13 protein-coding genes are annotated in these 17,880 nt (G+C 42.5%); 6 read left to right on the top strand and 7 right to left on the bottom strand.

Annotated elements, in window-relative coordinates; all coding sequences use genetic code 11:
- From ACM0OX_RS31635 to ACM0OX_RS31615, 5 genes are all read right to left on the bottom strand, one after another.
- Positions 1-1,352 (bottom strand): filamentous hemagglutinin N-terminal domain-containing protein (locus ACM0OX_RS31635; protein ID WP_414518932.1); only part of this gene is annotated, 1,352 nt, incomplete at its 3' end.
- 200 nt (positions 1,353-1,552) lie between these two features.
- The gene (locus tag ACM0OX_RS31630) at positions 1,553-3,055 is read right to left on the bottom strand and encodes an HlyD family efflux transporter periplasmic adaptor subunit (protein ID WP_414518931.1); all 1,503 of its coding nucleotides are present in this window, start codon (positions 3,053-3,055) and stop codon (positions 1,553-1,555) included.
- A 60-nt stretch (positions 3,056-3,115) separates the two neighbouring features.
- Positions 3,116-5,335: a peptidase domain-containing ABC transporter gene (locus tag ACM0OX_RS31625; RefSeq protein ID WP_414518930.1), complete on the bottom strand. Its 2,220-nt coding sequence runs from the start codon at positions 5,333-5,335 to the stop codon at positions 3,116-3,118.
- A gap of 257 nt (positions 5,336-5,592) precedes the next feature.
- On the bottom strand, positions 5,593-5,958 hold the full coding sequence (locus ACM0OX_RS31620; RefSeq protein ID WP_414518929.1) for a hypothetical protein: 366 nt from the start codon (positions 5,956-5,958) through the stop codon (positions 5,593-5,595).
- A 342-nt stretch (positions 5,959-6,300) separates the two neighbouring features.
- A complete protein-coding gene (locus tag ACM0OX_RS31615) occupies positions 6,301-6,648 on the bottom strand; it encodes a hypothetical protein (RefSeq protein WP_414518928.1) in 348 nt (115 codons plus the stop codon).
- Between the two features lie 333 nt (positions 6,649-6,981).
- Here ACM0OX_RS31615 and ACM0OX_RS31610 point away from each other — a divergent pair, with 333 nt between their 5' ends.
- The 5 genes from ACM0OX_RS31610 (at position 6,982) to ACM0OX_RS31590 (ending at position 13,687) form a co-directional block, all read left to right on the top strand.
- Complete coding sequence (locus ACM0OX_RS31610) at positions 6,982-8,181, top strand: sigma-70 family RNA polymerase sigma factor (protein WP_414518927.1); 1,200 nt, start codon at positions 6,982-6,984, stop codon at positions 8,179-8,181.
- Between the two features lie 60 nt (positions 8,182-8,241).
- Positions 8,242-9,393, top strand: coding sequence for a DUF1822 family protein (locus tag ACM0OX_RS31605; protein WP_414518926.1), 1,152 nt, complete (start codon positions 8,242-8,244; stop codon positions 9,391-9,393).
- Positions 9,394-9,979: 586 nt separating this feature from the next.
- The gene (locus ACM0OX_RS31600) at positions 9,980-12,337 is read left to right on the top strand and encodes a CHASE2 domain-containing protein (protein ID WP_414518925.1); all 2,358 of its coding nucleotides are present in this window, start codon (positions 9,980-9,982) and stop codon (positions 12,335-12,337) included.
- 36 nt (positions 12,338-12,373) lie between these two features.
- Complete coding sequence (locus ACM0OX_RS31595; RefSeq protein WP_414518924.1) at positions 12,374-13,183, top strand: DUF928 domain-containing protein; 810 nt, start codon at positions 12,374-12,376, stop codon at positions 13,181-13,183.
- 162 nt (positions 13,184-13,345) lie between these two features.
- Positions 13,346-13,687: a hypothetical protein gene (locus ACM0OX_RS31590; RefSeq protein WP_414518923.1), complete on the top strand. Its 342-nt coding sequence runs from the start codon at positions 13,346-13,348 to the stop codon at positions 13,685-13,687.
- Positions 13,688-14,234: 547 nt separating this feature from the next.
- Here ACM0OX_RS31590 and hisD read toward each other — a convergent pair.
- Entirely contained in the window at positions 14,235-15,515 is a 1,281-nt protein-coding gene (gene hisD, locus ACM0OX_RS31585) for a histidinol dehydrogenase (protein WP_414518922.1), read from the bottom strand.
- 143 nt (positions 15,516-15,658) lie between these two features.
- Here hisD and ACM0OX_RS31580 point away from each other — a divergent pair, with 143 nt between their 5' ends.
- On the top strand, positions 15,659-16,447 hold the full coding sequence (locus ACM0OX_RS31580) for a tryptophan-rich sensory protein (protein ID WP_414518921.1): 789 nt from the start codon (positions 15,659-15,661) through the stop codon (positions 16,445-16,447).
- 1,034 nt (positions 16,448-17,481) lie between these two features.
- On the opposite strand, the gene ACM0OX_RS31575 is transcribed toward ACM0OX_RS31580, so the two are convergent.
- Complete coding sequence (locus ACM0OX_RS31575; protein ID WP_414517782.1) at positions 17,482-17,655, bottom strand: hypothetical protein; 174 nt, start codon at positions 17,653-17,655, stop codon at positions 17,482-17,484.
- Positions 17,656-17,880 lie beyond the last annotated feature (225 nt).

The following is a 17,880-nucleotide window of genomic DNA, read 5'->3' as shown; positions in this document are numbered from 1 at the left end:
GCATTTTTTGCACCCACTGTCACATTCCCCGCATTCCCCACTCCTGAAGTTGAGGTAGAAAGTCGAGCGCCATCAGTGAGTGACAGTGTTGTAGCATTAATGTTGATATTGCCTCCTTTACCTACGCTTCCTGCTTCTACGGTGCTGAAGATAGCAGCGTTACCTGCAAGGTCAACAGCATTTCTTGCATTCACTGTCACATTCCCTGCATTCCCCACTCCTGAAGTTAAGGCTTGAAGTTGAGCGCCGTCTCGTAATGAGAAGTCACCAGAATCGATAGTAATGTTACCGCCATTGCCTTTTGAATCCTGACTCACAAGATTGAGAATCCTACTCCCAGAGTCAGCAACTTGGATTTCCCCCGTAGCATTAAGCGTGATATCCCCCGCAGTCGCCTCTGGTTGACCCAAACCATAGGCGATACCAGCAGAAAGCTGACTCCCTCCCAAAATATCTATATTGCGGGCATCAATCGCAATATCACCGCCACCAGCAGCTTCTACATACACACGCGCTTGATTGGTAAGCGATACAAAAGCACGAGTCACATTAAGAGGAAATTTCAAGCTGAGATTATCGCCATTAAAAAGAAGATTGACATTTCCAACTGCTGCTAACCCCCCTAATTCAACTCTCCCACCATAAGCATTTAATTGGCCGCCATCTATTATGACATTACCACCCACTAGCAGCAGACTTTTACCATCTCCTACTCGTAAACCATATACATTAAAACCTGCGGCATCTATTCCAGCTGGTGCAATTGACCTGTTTTCAATTCTGCCAGCCGGAAGTTGATTAAATAGCAAAGCGGAAGGATTAACTGTTAGTAACGAGGAAGGAGTCTGAGGATTTGTTGCACTAAATTCCAAGCCATTGCCAAACACAAAAGAATTCGCCGTACTCGCCACAAACGAACCCGGTACATCCAAACGTGCATTCTGTCCAAAAAAGATGCCATTGGGATTGATCAAAAACAAATTTGCACCACCATTCACCCCCAAAGTACCGAGAATATTCGAGATATTACTTTCCGTCACTCGTGTAAGAATATTGGAGATTCCCGTGGGATTGGCAAAATAAACTCGTTGAGATTCTCCAACATTGAATTCCTGGAAACTATGGAACAGGTTTGCACCGCGAGTTGCTCCACCATCAATCCGGTCAGCAGCATTACCTTTAATATTGACATTGGGAGCGATCGTTGAAGAGTTATTATCCAATGTTCCATCAGGCGTAATCTGGGCTAAGGCGTGATTTTCAGAACAAAATATGCCGTGAGCAAGCACTCCAATAATCCCAAAAACTTCTAATAAATCTGAGTGCCAATTCCTATCTTTACAGGTTGTCATATCAGAACCAGCCTCGCTTGCTCATTTCCTACCTGTGAATATGCAATTGTATTACGCCACGGCCTTAAGTTATATCTTTAATGGTTTTCAGCTAGCCGTCCCGATGAATTTTTCTACAATTAATTTCAGCAGATATTTTCACTAGATGAAAGTAAAGTTTTAAAAACTTAAAATTAGGTAATACTTCCCAAAAGACAAAGTTACAAATCACTAATCAACCTCGCCTTACGAAGGAAGAATTGCAGCACAGTTTCTTCGCGGGAAATAATATCAACCCTACCTTCCATGCCCAATTGAATATGACACTGGTTTTTCCCTTTACCTAAAACCAGAGTTTCCGGTTCAATTGTAACTTCATAAAAAGCACCAGGCGCAGTAGCTTTTGGGCTAGTAGTCCCATTCATCGATGTATTTGTGCCATTCTTTTGAGGAGCGATCGCATCTGGAGAAATCGTCTGCACTTTACCATCAAGAGTACCATAATCTGGGTAAGGACAAGCGCTGACCCGCATTTGGACTTTTTGACCAATTTTTAACTTACTTTGATCTTCAGATGCCACCGCAGCTTTCAAAACTTGAGGCGCATCAGAGGGGACAATTTGCAATACTTCCTCGCCAGCACGCACACTTTGACCTGGGTTTCGCAGATTTAGTTGGGAAATGATACCATCGGCGGTAGCTGCGATCGCAGTTTGAGCTAAATCTATTTTGGCTTGTTTGAGTTCGCTGGTATCGCGCTCTAACTGCTTTTCAATTTCAATCCGTTGCTTAACTAAGGCTTGGCGTTCCTTTTCTATTGTTGCTTTGTTGCTTTCCCCTCCGGCTTTTTCTTGAGCGATTCGCTCAGTAGCAACAGTTACTGCTGCATTACTCGGATTGACGGCAACTTGGGCGCGTTGTCTTCTGGCAATCACAGCAGATACCGCTTGTTGTAACCGTTCAATTGTCTGTTTTTGCGCCTCCACTGCTGCTTGTTGCGCCTTTACCGCTTGCTCTTGCTGTCTAGCAGATAATTGTGCTTCTTCCAATTGATCCTGAGATAGCGCCCCTTGGTTGGCTACACTTTCATATCGTTTCTGTTTTGACTGGGCAACACCTAATGCAGCTTCAGCAGCATGGAGATTTGCTTGTGTTGTTTTTAACTGTGCTTCCCCAGCCAGCAATTCTTTTTCAGCAATTTTGACGTTAGCATCAGCTTCTTGGAGTTCGGAAACAGTGGTAAGATTTTTATCTTGATATTCCCGACGGCGGCCGCTCAATTCGGCTTGAGCGCCAGTAATAATCCGGTTAAGGCGGTCAGTTTCGGCTTGAATCTGGCTATTAAGGGAACTAATCTGGGCATTGATTTGCACTAATTGTAACCTAGATTGTTGAATACTAGTTTGCAATTGGCTCTTTTTGGTTTGCAGACGGGAATCATCGATAGTTGCGATCGCATCTCCTTTTTTGATAAGTTGATTTTCTTTGACATAAATGTGCATAACCTGACCTTCAGTCGCCGCTTGCACAATTCGCAATTCACCCGCCGGACGCACAACCGCCTGTGCTTGGACTGTAACCTTATACTTACTAATAGCAGCAAGTGGCCCAGCTAATCCGAGAACGCAGAGAATAAACATGCCGCCCCATGTTGTCCAACGAGTAATTGGTGGGAGGAATTCGTTTGTTTGAATTGGGGGAAGAAAATTTGTGTTGCTAACCATGATGTCATACCAATTACGAATTACTAATTACGAATTACGAATTACGAATTACGAATTATCTTAATTAATGGCAGCAGACTTACCGTTACGATGAACCGGAGAAGATGTCAGCGCCAAGGCATTCTGAGAGGGGAAAATATCATCTAAGAAATCTAAATGTTCGCCAGGTAAAGAGCGCAATTCTTCTGGTGTACCTTGGATTTTTAAGCGTCCTTGTTCTAAAAATACAATTAAATCAGCTCTCTGTATTACCTTGGGACGGTGACTAATTAAAATAGTCGTTTGATTGTGACGATGGGATAAAAGTCTATCTAATACTTGTCTTTCGCTTACTGGGTCGAGTGCGCCCGTGGATTCATCTAAAATTAAGACTGGTGGCTGAGTAACTATGGCTCTGGCTATGGCTAATCTTTGGCGTTGTCCACCAGAAAGATTTGCCCCAAATTCTCCTAAAACAGTTTGATATTTATCAGGGAGTTTGCTAATAAATTCATCTGCACCTGCAATTTGACAAGCTTTGACAATTTCTTCAAAACTAATATGGGGATAGCTAAAGTTGAAGTTATCAATAATCGAACGGCTCCAAAAGTGGGGTTCTTGAGGAACTAATACCACTTGTTGACGCAAACATTCTAAGGATAAGTCTTGCTGATTATAAAAACCATAACGAATATTCCCAGACTCGACTTTATATAAGCCAGTCAGCAATTTTGCCAGGGTACTTTTACCACAGCCAGATTTGCCAATTAAAGCAATAACTTTACCGCCAGGAATAGTTAAGGAAAAATCTTGGAGAAGGTCAACTCTACCTGCGTGATGAAAGTTCAATTCAGTGCAAGTAATATCTGCATTTCCAGGAATTTGTGCCCAAGGCTTTTTAAAGTCATTTTCGGACTCTGGGGTAGCGTCAATAACTTCTGTCATCCGTTGAAGGACTATCTGGGCTGTGATAAACTCATCTACTAAGCCGATGGCAGCACCTAAGAATCCGAGAAAGTTGCCACTCATGCCGTTATATGCCATTAATTGACCGATTGTTAAGGTGCGATTAATGACTAAATAGCTACCCATCCAAAGGATGCCAATACTAATGAAGGTAGAAAGAATCCCAGTAACTGTACTGCTATACAGTCCCAATTTCATCATACTCCAGCCCAAGTTGGCAAGCCGACCATAATTCCCTTGGTATTCTGACCAAGCTTGGGGAGTGGCTTGGGTAGTTTTTAATACTTGGATGCCGCGAAATGTTTCTACCAAAAAACCTTGGTTTTCTGTACCAGAAATAATTAAATTCCGAGTTTTCTGGCGCATCGCGGGTAAGAAAAGCAGGTTAACACCCGTGACAACCATAAATGCAACTATGGAAGCGAGAGTTAGTTCCCAACTGTAAAAGAGCATAAAACCCAAGGAAATTACCGCAATAAAGAATTGACTAGGTAATCCGAGGACAATTTGGGAAACTAAGTTATTGATGGCTTTGACATCAGCAATACGGCTGACAACTTCCCCACTGCGTCGTCCTTCAAAGTAAGATAAGGGTAAATGTAAGAGTTTGCGTCCGTATTCTAGGATTAGTCCTAATTGCAATCTTTGACCGAAGTGACCGATGAGGTGAGATTGGACTAAACTAATGGCGCTTCTAATTAAGTTCATGGCGATAACGCCAATGGCGACGGTGGTTAGTAGTTGGGTATCACCTCGTACTAAGACATCATCGGTGAGGAGTTGCATCATGAAGGGAGATGCCAAAGAAAGTAGTCCAATAGCGATGTTAATAGCGATCGCTTGGGCGAGAATAGAACGATAGGGCCAAACCCGTTGCAGATATCTTCCCAGTCCGCCGATTTTATCTGATTCTTGTTGATAAAAACGACTGTCGTCTGGAGTCAGCAGTAACATGACGCCATTATTCCAACCCGCCATTAACTCTTGACGGGTAAGATGACGAATACCAACACCAGGGTCGGCGATGACGTATTTTTTGCCTTTTTGCCCGTATAATACGACCCAGTGGTAGCCTTTCCAGTGGATAACTGCTGGTAAGGGAGCTTGATCTAATTGGTCGATTAATTGGGGACTAGCTTTTACTTGGCGGGCGTTGAATCCTAGCACTTCTGCACCCCGCTTCAATCCCAGCAAGGATGTTCCTCTAGAACCAGTACCTACGGCTTCTCGAACGCGGTTGAGGGTAAATGTGCGTCCGTAGTGTTTGGCAATAGTTGCAAGACTTGCAGCACCGCAGTCTTCTTCAGTGTGTTGGAGGACTATTTGGTATTTCATATTCAAGCTTTTTGGTAGCGAAGAAAGAAGGTCGGGGCTTTTAAATCAGACTTATGGGAGTGTTTAGCTTGTCAGCCCAGATTTGTGACAGCTTGTTTATTTCAGCATTTGCGCTGAAGAATTCGATTCAAATATCCACCACCCATAATTTGGAGTTTAGGCAGTGATTTTGTAAATATTTTTTTCAAATTGCACATTAGCCTGAAAACGAAAAATCAAGGTTTTCAGGCACATTTTACAAAAAGAAGTAGGTATTTTTAGAATAGTGGGATAGGTTCTACGGAATAGAGATCGATATCATATGGATTGTCAGTATTTAAGTTGTTTTGAAACTCATATACTCCTCCATCGGCCAAATTGTATTTTTTTAATTTTATGTAGTCAATTCTAACGTCAGCATCAAATTCAATGGTTAATCCATCTCCACTGAACACAGTCCATATACGATCGGAGCCAGGTGATGGATCGCCTGTTACTGTACCATCGATAGCGTAGGGGACATTATATACCGTTTTGTTTTTAATTTCAAAAACCCCGTAGCCGCCACTAATTGTTTCAGTAGCTTGTTTGTCAAGTTCTTCAATTAAACCAAAAGATTCTAGGCAGCTTTGATTAGTTAACATGGCTTTTCTCTCTTTGTTAATTAGGTCATGCAGAGATAATTAGGCAACTTTTAAGAAGTTGCAGTTCAGACTTTTGATAGCTTGGGTGACGCGCTAAAAAGTCATTGTGCTTGCCATAACCCTCTTTACGACTACTTTTAGTTTTTATGCACTTGGAGTATAATTATTTTGAAAAATCTGGCAAATCCTTATGCATAAAAAAATCGGGGCACTTGCCCCGACCTTATATTGTATTCAGCTTTTTAGCCCAGATTTTTGAGTAGTTAGCTCTTTGATCTGAACCGAGATAGGACAATCTAACCTCAAAAATTCAAATCAGTAAATCCACTTGAAAATTGCGGATTAAGCTACCCGATAGAGATCGATATCATAGGGATTGCCATCAGTTTTTATGTTGTCTTGGAACTCATACACTCCTCCTTCGACCAAATCGTATTTTTTGTATAGCTGGTAGCCAGTTCGACCGTCAGCGTCAAATTCAATGATTCCTCCACTGTACGCAGTCCATATCCGATCGGAGCCAGGTGATGGATCGCCTGTTGTTTTACCATCGACTGTGTAGGGGATATTGTATCCCGTTTTGTTTTTAACTTCAAAAACTTCGTAACCGCCACTAATTGTTTCAGCAGCTTGTTCGTCAAGTTCTTCAATTAAACCAAAAGATTCTAGACAGCTTTGATTAGTTAACATGGTTTTTCTCTCTTTGTTAATTAGGTGATGCAGAGATAATTAGGTAACTTTTAAGAAGTTGCATATTTGTGGGATAAATTTGCAGATGTAACTATCGAAATTTTGTTCTGTATTTGACGAACTTATTCAATGATTCCGCTATTCCCCAAAGAAAGCATCTTTTTAAATGAACTTCTCTGCATATCACTCTCTACGATGACTTTTAGTCTTTATGCACTTGGATCGGAAAATTTTTGAAAAATCTGTAAAATCCTTACGCAGTAAGGAATTAGCTTTTGGCTATATTGTTGTATAATTGAAATCGGCTATGTTTCAAACAGCGGCAAGTATTCCATGCAACCCCGACAGGGCATTGTTGAAATCTTTTCTACCTTTGTGCAATTTGATGTAGATCAATTTAGTGGTTGGGCAACAGATGCCAAACTGCGACGCAGTATGAAAGTTTGCCTAGAGTCGTCAACTGAGAAATCAGATACCTTTTGGGCACTTTACTGGTATAAAGCTTGGCAGACTGAATCTAGTGCTGTGGCACTGGCACATCTTTCTGCTTACTTACAAGAGGTGTGCTATTGGACTGCCAGAAAATTTGCCCTCAACTTTCCCACGCAGTCGTCTGTAGCAGACTGTTTTCAGATGGCGATCGCTCATATTAACAAAATACTAAAAAATTTCAACCCTCAATACAGTTCGCATTTAAAAGCCTATGCACAATTAACTTTTGAATCGATTATCAAAGATGCACTGCGCTTGCATCGGGAAACAGACATTTGCTCAGACTGGGCATTATTGCATAAACTCAGCCGCAAACGACTAGTGCAGTCATTACAAAATGCCGGATTTAACAAAGAAAGTATCGAGAGTTATGTTTTAGCCTGGGAATGCTTTAAGGAACTCTACACGGGTGACAATACAAAAATTCGTCAGCTGACCAAACCAGATGCTCAAACTTGGGAGGCTATTAGTCATCTTTATAATGCAGAACGTTTCAGCCGATTGAGTTCGCCGACTGCCGCAATCAACCAGCAAACTATAGAAACCTGGGTATTATCTGCTGCTAAAGCTGCCCGTACTTTCCACTATCCTCAGATTGTTTCCGCAGACGCTCCCCTCAAAGAAGATGAGGGTAATTTATTAGATATATTGCCTGTAGATTTGCAAACATCTTTACTAACGGAAATTATTGAGCAGGAAGAAGCTGTGAATATGCGATCGCAGCAAGCTCAGTTAAATCAAGTTTTGTCCGAAGCGATCGCTGCACTCGATACTGAGTCCCAAAAAGTACTACTAGCTTACTACGTTCAACAACTGACTCAACAAGAAATTGCTGCCCAGTTAGAAATTAAGCAATATACTGTTTCCCGTCGCCTGAGCAGCATTAAAAAGTCATTGCTCCTGACTCTCACGCAATGGAGTCAAAACACCTTGCATATTTCCCCTAAATCCGACGTAGTAGATGCTATAAACACAAGTTTAGAGGAATGGCTCAAAGTTCAATATAGCCATACCCAGATTCAATCAGTAGACAAGAAATAATTTTGTCTCTCCCGTCTCCCTAAAATATGGCCTTTATATGGAGCCATTCTAAAATTATTTATGTTGAACCTACCTGCCCCATTCACTATTGACTCACAGCATTTATACTTGGAAATTACTCAATTTCCAGAAGTGCAAGAACAACCATACTCAACAGCTGGTGCTTGTCAACGTGGGTGGATAAATCAAAAATGCTTGCAAGCATTTTTGCCTTGGTTCCAGGAGGAAATTGCTCCCACCGCCAGGGTTTATCCTAACAGTGCGGCACTGCCGAGTTTTTGGGAAGTAGTCAATGGCACAGCTATTACTTTCGATCGCGATCGCCTGGTATTAATTCCCACCCTCGCGATAGATGACGATGAGTTACGCGTACCGCAAGAATGGGTAGATATACCAGAGTGGGTTGCTGACTATTACATAGCAGTACAAGTCAATCCCGATGATGGCTGGATGAAGATTTTTGGCTATACAACCCATCAAATTCTCAAAACAAAAGGGGTTTATGATGCTGGCGATCGCACTTACAGCTTGGAAAAAGAAGATTTAATTCCAGATATTAATGTGCTGTGGGTTACACGCCAACTTAATCAGCTAGAAGCCTTACGTGCTGAGATTGCACCTTTAGATTCTATTAGCAAAACCCAGGCAGAAAACCTCTTAGAAAGATTGGGCGATCGCGATGTAAAATTCCCGCGTTTGGCAGTTCCATTTTCACTCTGGGGTGCGCTCTTGGCACATAGCGGTTGGCGAAAAAAGTTGTATGAACTGCGTCAGGGTTTACTCATACAGCGATCGATTCCGCAATGGTTGCAAACAGGAGTAGCCAATTTAGCTCAACAGTGGGGATGGGAAAAAAGAGAATTCGTTGTAGTAGCTGTGGGAATGCGGAGTGCAGAACCAGTTCTCGGCTTGTCTCGGCAAATAATCATTGCAGAGCAAACATACGAGTTACGCATTTTCCCAAAAAGCGCTTCTGAGGATTATGTTTGGCGTTTTGAATTGCGAAGTACAACTCTTGATGGTCAAATTCCGGCTGGGTTTAAGCTCCGACTACTAACGGAAGACTTACAAGCTTTTGAAAATAATGAAGATACGGCAACAACTCCTGTAGATATGTTGTATTTGGAAGTAATTTTGGAACTAGGAGAAGGATTGGTTTGGGAAATAGAACCCACACCTGAAGACTATGACCGAGAAATTTTGCGGTTTTAAGTTTTACCTTCAAAAATCTTCACGTTTTGCCTTTATTATTTACTCTTAAACTGAATTTCACAACACACAACAACCTACTTAGCAACCAAGATATATATAGCAGGGTGTAAGGGCACGGCAGTGCCTATTCGTGTCAATTTAACTTGAAACCCTTGTCAGGACGTGATCTTGAGTTCATTCACTTATGGTTACTCACAGCGTCACCTCACCCCGGTTTTGTCTAAACCCAAAACCGCCCCTCCCCGATGCCTTGGGGCTACGGTGTACACACAAGTCAAATTTCCCCCCTCAATTCTCCCTTGTAAAGGGGGGGAAGCCGGAAATCGAGTTCCAAATGTTGTAGATCCTCCTAAATCCTCCTTAAAAAGGAGGACTTTGAGAGGTTTTGCCTCCCTTTTAAGGGGGGTTGAGGGGATCAAAAGCTTATGGGGCAACTCTTAAAGACTTGTGTGTACACCGTAGCCTTTCCAAGGGGAGGGTTAGGGTGGAATAAAACGTATGTGATACAAGGGTTTGAGCTTAAGTTGACACCAATGGGCAGTGTCCTGCCCCTACGGGTACACTCAACATCTAGGGAGAACTAGCTGTGGACAAGTTAATCATCTTAAAGTTAGGGGAGGGAAACTTTGAACAAGGGTTTACCGTAACCCTACAGATTGGCGATGAAAATGTCCGCCCAACTGTGGAAATCACAGGTGAACTTCCCCCCAACCCGGAAATTCTCCGCGATTATCATCGTTGGCAATCTATTTATCGTAATTTAAGGCTGCCATCTCGTCCGATTGGTTTAGCTAAAGAACTTAACCAAGCCCCCAGCCTAGAATACTGCCAGCAGGTGAGTGAGGAATTTAAAGTAAGTTTTAATACTTGGCTTGCTTCCGATTCCTTTCGTTCTATCCGCGAGAAATTGTTAGAAAAACTCATGCTTGCGGATAATATTCGGATGCTTTTACAAACCAAAGACTTGCGATTACAGAAATTTCCCTGGCATCTTTGGGATTTGATAGAACGCTATCCCCAGGCGGAAATAGCACTGAGCGCTCCTGGCTACGAACAAGTCAACCTTAACCGCATAGCAACTACATCCGACAAAGTAAAAATCTTGGCGATTTTGGGTAACAGTCAAGGTATTGATACCAAAGCAGACCAGGCGCTACTTAATTTGTTACCCAATACAGATATCACTTTTTTAGTTGAACCACAATGCCTTGACCTGACTGACCAACTATGGGAGCAGAATTGGCAGATTCTATTTTTCGCCGGACATAGTTCCACTCAGGAAACGAATCAAACAGGAAAAATCTACATCAATCAAACAGAAAGTTTAACAATTAGCCAGTTAAAGTATGCCTTGAAAAAGGCAGTCGAACGAGGTCTAAAACTAGCGATTTTCAATTCTTGTGATGGCTTGGGATTGGCATGGGAGTTTGCAGATTTACATATTCCCCAAATTATCGTCATGCGAGAACCTGTACCCGATCGCGTGGCGCAACAGTTTTTAAAGTATTTTTTAGAAGCCTTTGCGCGGGGAGGCTCGTTGTATTTAGCCGTCAGGGAAGCACGAGAAAGATTACAGGGGTTAGAAAACCAATTTCCCTGCGCTACATGGTTGCCTGTCATCTTTCAAAATCCGGCTGAGATGCCGTTGAATTGGCGGGAATTGTTTAGAAATACACCCAATATTGCTGCATCTTTGTCTCAAACCACGCCTGTTAGAGGAACCACAAATCGACTTGGCTTCTCATTAATATTACTGACGAGCATGGTAGTAACCGTAATATTAATCGGGGTAAGGTATTTGGGTGTGCTGCAAACATTAGAGTTAAGTGCATTTGACCAACTGGTACGCTTGCGTCCTCCTGAAAAACCAGATTCACGCCTACTGATTGTCACTGTGACTGAAGAAGATGTCCAGGCGCAAAAACCGGAAAAACCTCAAGGTTCGCTGTCAGACAAATCACTTGCCAAACTGTTAGAAAAATTAGAGGCATATCAAGCACAAGTTATTGGTTTGGATATATACCGAGATTATCCAGTGGATAAAAATTATCCAGCATTGGCAGCAAGGATGCGAAAAAGCGATCGCTTTGTGGGAGTGTGTCAACTCAGCGATTCTCAAGCCGGAAAACCAGGTGTGAAACCACCCCCAGAACTTTCTTCACACAATCTAGGTTTTAGCGATATTGCCATAGATTCAGATAATGTTGTGCGTCGCCATCTGTTAGCGTTAACTCCTGCGCCCTCATCTCCTTGTACTGCGCACTATGCCTTGAATGTACAGCTGGCGCTGCGTTACCTGTACGCAAAGGGAATTCGGTTGCAATTTACCCCTGATGGCGCATGGCGATTAGGGAAGGTGACATTTAAACCAATAGAAGCTCATGCTGGAGGTTATCAAAGGGTTGATGCTTTTGGACACCAAATTTTATTAAATTATCGTTCTTCTCCTTCACCAGAAGCGATTGCACCAAGTATGACCTTGCAACAAGTGTTAAGGGGTAAGCTCAATGCCGATGCAGTCAAAGGTAAAATAGTCATTATTGGCACAACAGCAGAAACTTTTGGTGATTACTGGTTAACTCCCTACATCACTCCTCAAGGAAAATTACAGGCAATACCAGGAGTGTTTTTACAAGCCCAAATGGTCAATCAACTGCTCAGGGCTGCTTTAGACGGACAACCTCTGTTGTGGACTTGGCCGCTTTGGGGTGAGGTAATTTGGGTTTGGGGTTGGTCTTTTTTAGGCGGTTTATTTACTGCTTATCTGCACCGATTCATTTACTTAAGCTTGGCAGGAGGAATAGCCATTATCAGTTTATACGTTAGCTGTTTTATATTTTTAATTGTATATAGTTGTTGGGTTCCGCTAATTCCTGCTATGTTGGCTTTAGTAGTTAATAGTTTAATAGCTACAACTTACTTAAACATGAAATTTAAAAATTAATATTGAAGAAGTCAGAATTCAGGAGTCAGAATTCAGATGAAAAGTTATTGGCAAAAAATACAAATCATCGCGGCAGTGGGAATGACTTTGTGGGGAATTATCGGCTATTCTCCCATGATTTGGATGACACCAGTTGCGGCCGCTCCTAAGAAATTTTCGCCTCCTCCGCCTCCTCCAGACAGGGGTGCAGCAGGCGATCGCGGAGGGGCTGCAAGTCGTGGTTGTGGTGTTGGAAATCAGTCTATAGTTGCACTTACACCTGTATATAAACAGACATTAAATCAAGGGCAAAGAGAAGCTGTTGCTGTTACTAAAGTTTGGGGCATGACGAATGAGGAATATCCAACTTTTTGGTTTTTTGTCCCCTATCAAAAGTCTCTAATTGACTCCATTGAGTTTGCTGTCAAAGATGAGTCAGGTAAATCAAGCCAAACTCTTTACCGAACAATAGTAACAATACCAGAAGTACCAGGAATTGTTAGCATTCGCTTAAATGAAAACCCATTGCAAGTAGACAAGATGTATCACTGGTTTTTTAAGATAAAAGTCATTTGCAATCCCCAACAACCTCCAGAACGAGAGTATGTGGAAGGATGGGTGCAACGGGTCAATCCAAATCCTAAATTAGTAGATAGCTTGAAGCAAGCAACTCCTCAGCAACGGGTAAACCTTTATGCCGAGAATGGTATTTGGTACGATGCTGTGACTACTTTGGCTGAATTACGTCTTAGCAAACCTGAAGATCCAACTCTAGCGGTGGAGTGGATGAATTTGCTTCAATCCGTAGATTTAGAGAATTTAGCTAAACAACCTTTAATAGAATGTTGCCAAGCTAATGCTAAGTAGCACAGCAAAGCAATAGTCTCTTTCCCTCTGCTCCTTAGTCACTGAGCAACTACTCTCAAGTCTGTAGCGACTACTATCGTGTTTCCTACCTCTTGCCTTCGTATAAGCGATCGCAGAAATCGACAAAGAAGAATTTGAGGTTTTCCCAGGAAACTTTATGGCATGGAGCGGGGCAGTGAAGGATTCTTTGTTGTCAATAAAGGGGAGAATAAATTTAATATCCCAGCACTGGATTTGACCTTGACGAATTTAGATGGATGTTATCGGGAACTCCGTAATAATTTTACTGTTGCGATTGAACGTCGCGATCGCAAGAAAAAATTTATAACTCGTTGGGGAAGCTGGAATAGAGGCGGTATGGAAGTTCAAAAACGCGATGCACTCTATTTTATTCGAGAACCTTTTACAGCAGTTTTCTTTTGCATGAGGTACAAAGTCACTGGTTTTGAGGCAGGAGGCAGGAGGCAGAAGGCAGGAGGCAGGAGGCAGGAAGCAGAAGAATAATTTGGTTTGTGAATTCTTGGTTCTGTACCTCATTTAGTTGCAAACTGCTGTAATCAATGTCAAATGTAGATGCTCCCTCATGCTCTTAGAGGATGTTTGAAAAGTCCTTTTCTTGGTAACAAAACATTCTAGATCCCCCTAAATCCCCCTTAAAAAAGGGGGACTTTGAAAGGTTTCGCCCCCCCTTTTAAGGCAGGGCTGTTTCATTCGATCTCTTAGGGATTTTGTCAAGAGTATGAGTCAGAAATTTGCTTGAGTGGGATAAAGAAAAATTACCACCTCAACCAGCAAATTTAAGTGCGTTCACCATTTTCTTGCCCAATCAGATTTTTTAGTCACCTGGTTTTTTTGGTTGAAACGCTTGTAAATCAGCGCCTTTTAGGGAATGAAACAGCCCTGCCTTTTAAGGGGGGTTGGGGGGATCAATAAGTGCCTAAAATCACAGCCAACCACTTTTCAAACAACCTCTTAGGCAAGAGACGCGATGAATCGCCGTCTCTACAATAATTAGTCTGGCAATTTATTGCGTCTTGGTGATGATTTATGATTATTGCAAGCGTACAGATACACTACCTGCATGGGCTGGCAAACCTTCTGCTTCTGCTAAGGTGACAGCTGCTTTGCCTATCGTCTGTAATGATTGTTTGTCACATTCTAAAAAAGTAATTCGTTTGAGAAAGTCGTAGACACTCAAACCAGAAGCAAAGCGGGCAGAACGGGCAGTTGGCAGTACATGGTTGGGGCCTCCTAAATAATCGCCAATCGCTTCTGGAGTATAGCGTCCTAAAAACACGCTGCCGGCACACTTAATTTGATTGGCAAGCAGTTGCGGGTTGTCCACACACAATTCCACATGTTCTGGAGCTAGTTGATTGAGCAGTGGTATACTCTCGGCTAAATCGCTAACCAGAATCACGGCTGCATAATTTTGCCAACTTGCACTGGCAACTTTTCTGGTGGGTAAATCGGTGAGAATTTTCTCAACAGCCTTGATTACTTGTTGCGCGAAGATTTCGGAATCAGTAATTAAGATTGATTGGGCATTAGGATCGTGTTCTGCTTGCGATAGTAAATCCCAGGCAATCCAATCTGGGTTGTTTTGGCTGTCGGCTACCACTAAAATTTCTGAAGGGCCAGCAATGCTATCAATGCCAACAGTGCCAAAGACTTGGCGCTTGGCTTCAGCAACATAAGCATTACCAGGGCCAACAATTTTATCTACCGGGGCAATGCTTTCTGTACCATAAGCTAATGCTGCGATCGCTTGCGCCCCACCAATGCCATATATTTCTGTCACACCAGCAACTTGAGCAGCAGCCAATACAACAGGATTAATCTCACCACCGGGCATCGGTACTGTCATAACAATTCTTTCAACACCAGCAATTTTGGCTGGTAAAGCATTCATCAACAAAGAACTTGGATAGCTAGCCCGTCCCCCTGGTACATAAATTCCCACTTGCGACAGCGCCACCCAATTCAATCCCAGTTTTACCCCCACTGCATCGGTGTAGCCAATATCTTGCGGTAGTTGTTTTTGATGGAAAGCCACAATCCTTTCAGCAGCAAATTCCAGCGCCGCCAAGACATCGGCAGGACATTGGGCTGCGTGTTCGGCAATAAAGGTTTCGCTAAGATGCAAAGATTGGAGATTGTTGCGATCGAAGCGGCTAGTATAGTCTTTAACTGCGGCATCACCACGCACTTTGACATCAGCTAGAATCTCGCGTACTGTCCCACTAACATCAACTGTAACTTCCCGGCGATCGCTTACAAGAGTTTTGAATTTGGCAGAAAAATCTTTGTCGGTAGTTTGAAGTAGCTGCATGGACAGTATCTTAAAAGCAGTGAGGTCAATAATTAGTTTAACTCCTGATTAACTTGCTAGATATGACTGTGGCTTATATGCAGCATCACTCTTTTTCAGATGTAAGCTGAAAGAAAGCACAAAAGATTATGAGTTAACATCCTATGCAGCAGTCCGCAAGAGGCAATTACCGGGATCTTTGGCGGCAGCTTGTTACTTTGGCTGCAATCTTTGGTGCTTTCTTTATCAACGTAGTATCGAACATTTTTCCGCTCAATGGACTTAGCATCGGGGAAATTTCCAATACTTTGTTTAAAAATGTCCTGATTATCCCTGCCAATTACGCCTTTGCCATCTGGGGGCTGATTTACCTGGGGTTGTTTGCTTTTGGGGTATACCAAGTTCTACCTAATCAACGAGATGAGCCTGATTTACGTAAGACAGGTTATCTGTTGGCGATCGCCTGTGTTGCTCAAAGTATCTGGGTGTATCTGTTTTTGTCTCGGTTTTTTGCTATTTCTATAATTGCAATGCTCTTGATTCTGTTGCCGCTAATTGGTGTTTATGTGCAGTTAGAAATTGGCAAATCGCGTGTACCTCGGCTGAAAAAATGGTGTATTCACTTCCCAATTAGCATTTATCTAGGTTGGATTAGCGTGGCGACCATTGTCAATGTAGCGTGTGCCTTGGATTTTCACGGGTGGAACGGTTGGGGGATTTCTGCTGTAATCTGGACTCTCATCATGGCATTGATAGCAACAGCAGTTGCAGCAGTTATAGTCATCCAGCGTCGAGACATCGCTTATACAGGAGTAACAGTCTGGGCATTAGTAGCGATCGCACTTAAACACTTTGATAACTCAATGCTCAGAAATACCGTATTGGTTTTGGCAATTCTCCTAGTTTTAACCGCAACGATTAACAGCTTACGCACCCAAAAAGAACATATTTAAGTATGATGACATACCCGCCTAGCGTTTCTCAAGAGAGAACTTTTAGCAAGCGTTCGTTAAGCACGCACAGTAATGGTCGGTTGTTACATAGGACTTACGCAAGAGCTTTCTGAAACTCTTATTTCTCCGTGTCCTCTGCGCCCTCTGTGGTTCGTTTTTTCATGATTTTGCGTAAGTCCTGATTTTATTTTAGGGTTGGATGAATATAAAATCCGATATCTATGTTGTTTTTTGCTGCATATATTGCTTTTCTTTTAACCTATCTATAGGACTCGTATTTGATTTTTGAAAAAAACTCAGTACACTTTTATTCCTTCTTGCCTGTTCCCCGTTCCCTGTTCCCTCCCTACGCAAATAATTTCAGGAATCAAAGCGGATTCCTATATATAAAGTACGTATTAGACTTTAGATAAAAAACTAACTTGTTCGCGTAGAGTTTACGCGAACAAAACTAATAATTAATCTTGCTTATAGTTCAATACGCTTGGTTTAAGGGTTATTGGTGTAGATAATTGGTCTTTTCAGACGCGATAAATCGCGTCTCTACATCTGGGTTTTGGGTTTATCTGAACTGTATTGGCTGACATTTTTCTGCAAAAAAGAATTGAGCAACGAGATTAGACCTCTTGCATAAATCAAAAATAAGAAAGAACCCCACCCCGCCAAAGCTACGCTTTGTCTCCCCTCCCGAAGAGCGGCTACGGTGTACACACATCTTTGTATAAAACCAAAATCGTTGAAGATCCCCCTAAATCCCCCGATAAATTGGGGGACTTTGACTCTGGTTCCCCCTTTTTTAAGGGGGGTTAGGGGGGATCTAAACGCTGTGAGGCAACTCTCAAAGACTTGTGTGTACACCGTAGCCTTTATAAGGGAGAGGGATTGAGGGTGAGGTAAAGCAGAGACATAAATTGTATGTTATTTAATTCTTATTCCTTACCCTTTAGGACTTACGCAAAAACCCTCTCAAACTCTCATTCCTCCGTGAACTCTGCGCCCTCTGTGGTTCGTTTTCCGTTACCCGTGCGTAAGTCCTATCTAACAATATCAATCTCAGATTTTCGTCGAAGAATACCCCGAACAATTTGGTTGTTAAAGTTCTCGTCTGCTAAAAGGCGCAGCATTTCAACTCTGCCCTTGGTGGGTAAGTCTTGCCATGAGGCGATCGCGTATTCCAATTGGATTGAAACGACGCTCATTTTACTCATTACTCATTACTCCTGCAAATTTGGTTCACCGATGATGACACCAAAACTGTATGAATAAAAAATGGGTAAATCTCATCAAAGTCAACACCCTAGGCTATGCCCTCACCCCCAGCCCCTCTCCCAAAATGGCTACGGTGTACACACATCTTTCTAGAAAACCAAAATCGTCCTAGATCCCCCTAAATCCCCCTTAAAAAGGGGGACTTTGAGAGCTTTTTGCCCCCC

Source organism: Nostoc sp. PCC 9305, assembly GCF_963920915.1.
Lineage (GTDB): Bacteria > Cyanobacteriota > Cyanobacteriia > Cyanobacteriales > Nostocaceae > Nostoc.
Note: the sequence above shows the minus strand (reverse complement) of the source record. Positions and strands in the feature narration are given on the sequence as shown.

What these genes read in the sequence shown, in the direction of transcription:
- ACM0OX_RS31625 (WP_414518930.1), bottom strand. Translation starts at nt 5,335, where the DNA reads ATGAAATACCAAATAGTCCTCCAACACACTGAAGAAGACTGCGGTGCT.
- hisD (WP_414518922.1), bottom strand. Translation starts at nt 15,515, where the DNA reads ATGCAGCTACTTCAAACTACCGACAAAGATTTTTCTGCCAAATTCAAA.
- ACM0OX_RS31575 (WP_414517782.1), bottom strand. Translation starts at nt 17,655, where the DNA reads ATGAGTAAAATGAGCGTCGTTTCAATCCAATTGGAATACGCGATCGCC.
- ACM0OX_RS31620 (WP_414518929.1), bottom strand. Translation starts at nt 5,958, where the DNA reads ATGTTAACTAATCAAAGCTGCCTAGAATCTTTTGGTTTAATTGAAGAA.
- ACM0OX_RS31605 (WP_414518926.1), top strand. Translation starts at nt 8,242, where the DNA reads ATGTTGAACCTACCTGCCCCATTCACTATTGACTCACAGCATTTATAC.
- ACM0OX_RS31595 (WP_414518924.1), top strand. Translation starts at nt 12,374, where the DNA reads ATGAAAAGTTATTGGCAAAAAATACAAATCATCGCGGCAGTGGGAATG.
- ACM0OX_RS31610 (WP_414518927.1), top strand. Translation starts at nt 6,982, where the DNA reads ATGCAACCCCGACAGGGCATTGTTGAAATCTTTTCTACCTTTGTGCAA.
- ACM0OX_RS31615 (WP_414518928.1), bottom strand. Translation starts at nt 6,648, where the DNA reads ATGTTAACTAATCAAAGCTGTCTAGAATCTTTTGGTTTAATTGAAGAA.
- ACM0OX_RS31630 (WP_414518931.1), bottom strand. Translation starts at nt 3,055, where the DNA reads ATGGTTAGCAACACAAATTTTCTTCCCCCAATTCAAACAAACGAATTC.
- ACM0OX_RS31580 (WP_414518921.1), top strand. Translation starts at nt 15,659, where the DNA reads ATGCAGCAGTCCGCAAGAGGCAATTACCGGGATCTTTGGCGGCAGCTT.
- ACM0OX_RS31590 (WP_414518923.1), top strand. Translation starts at nt 13,346, where the DNA reads ATGGAGCGGGGCAGTGAAGGATTCTTTGTTGTCAATAAAGGGGAGAAT.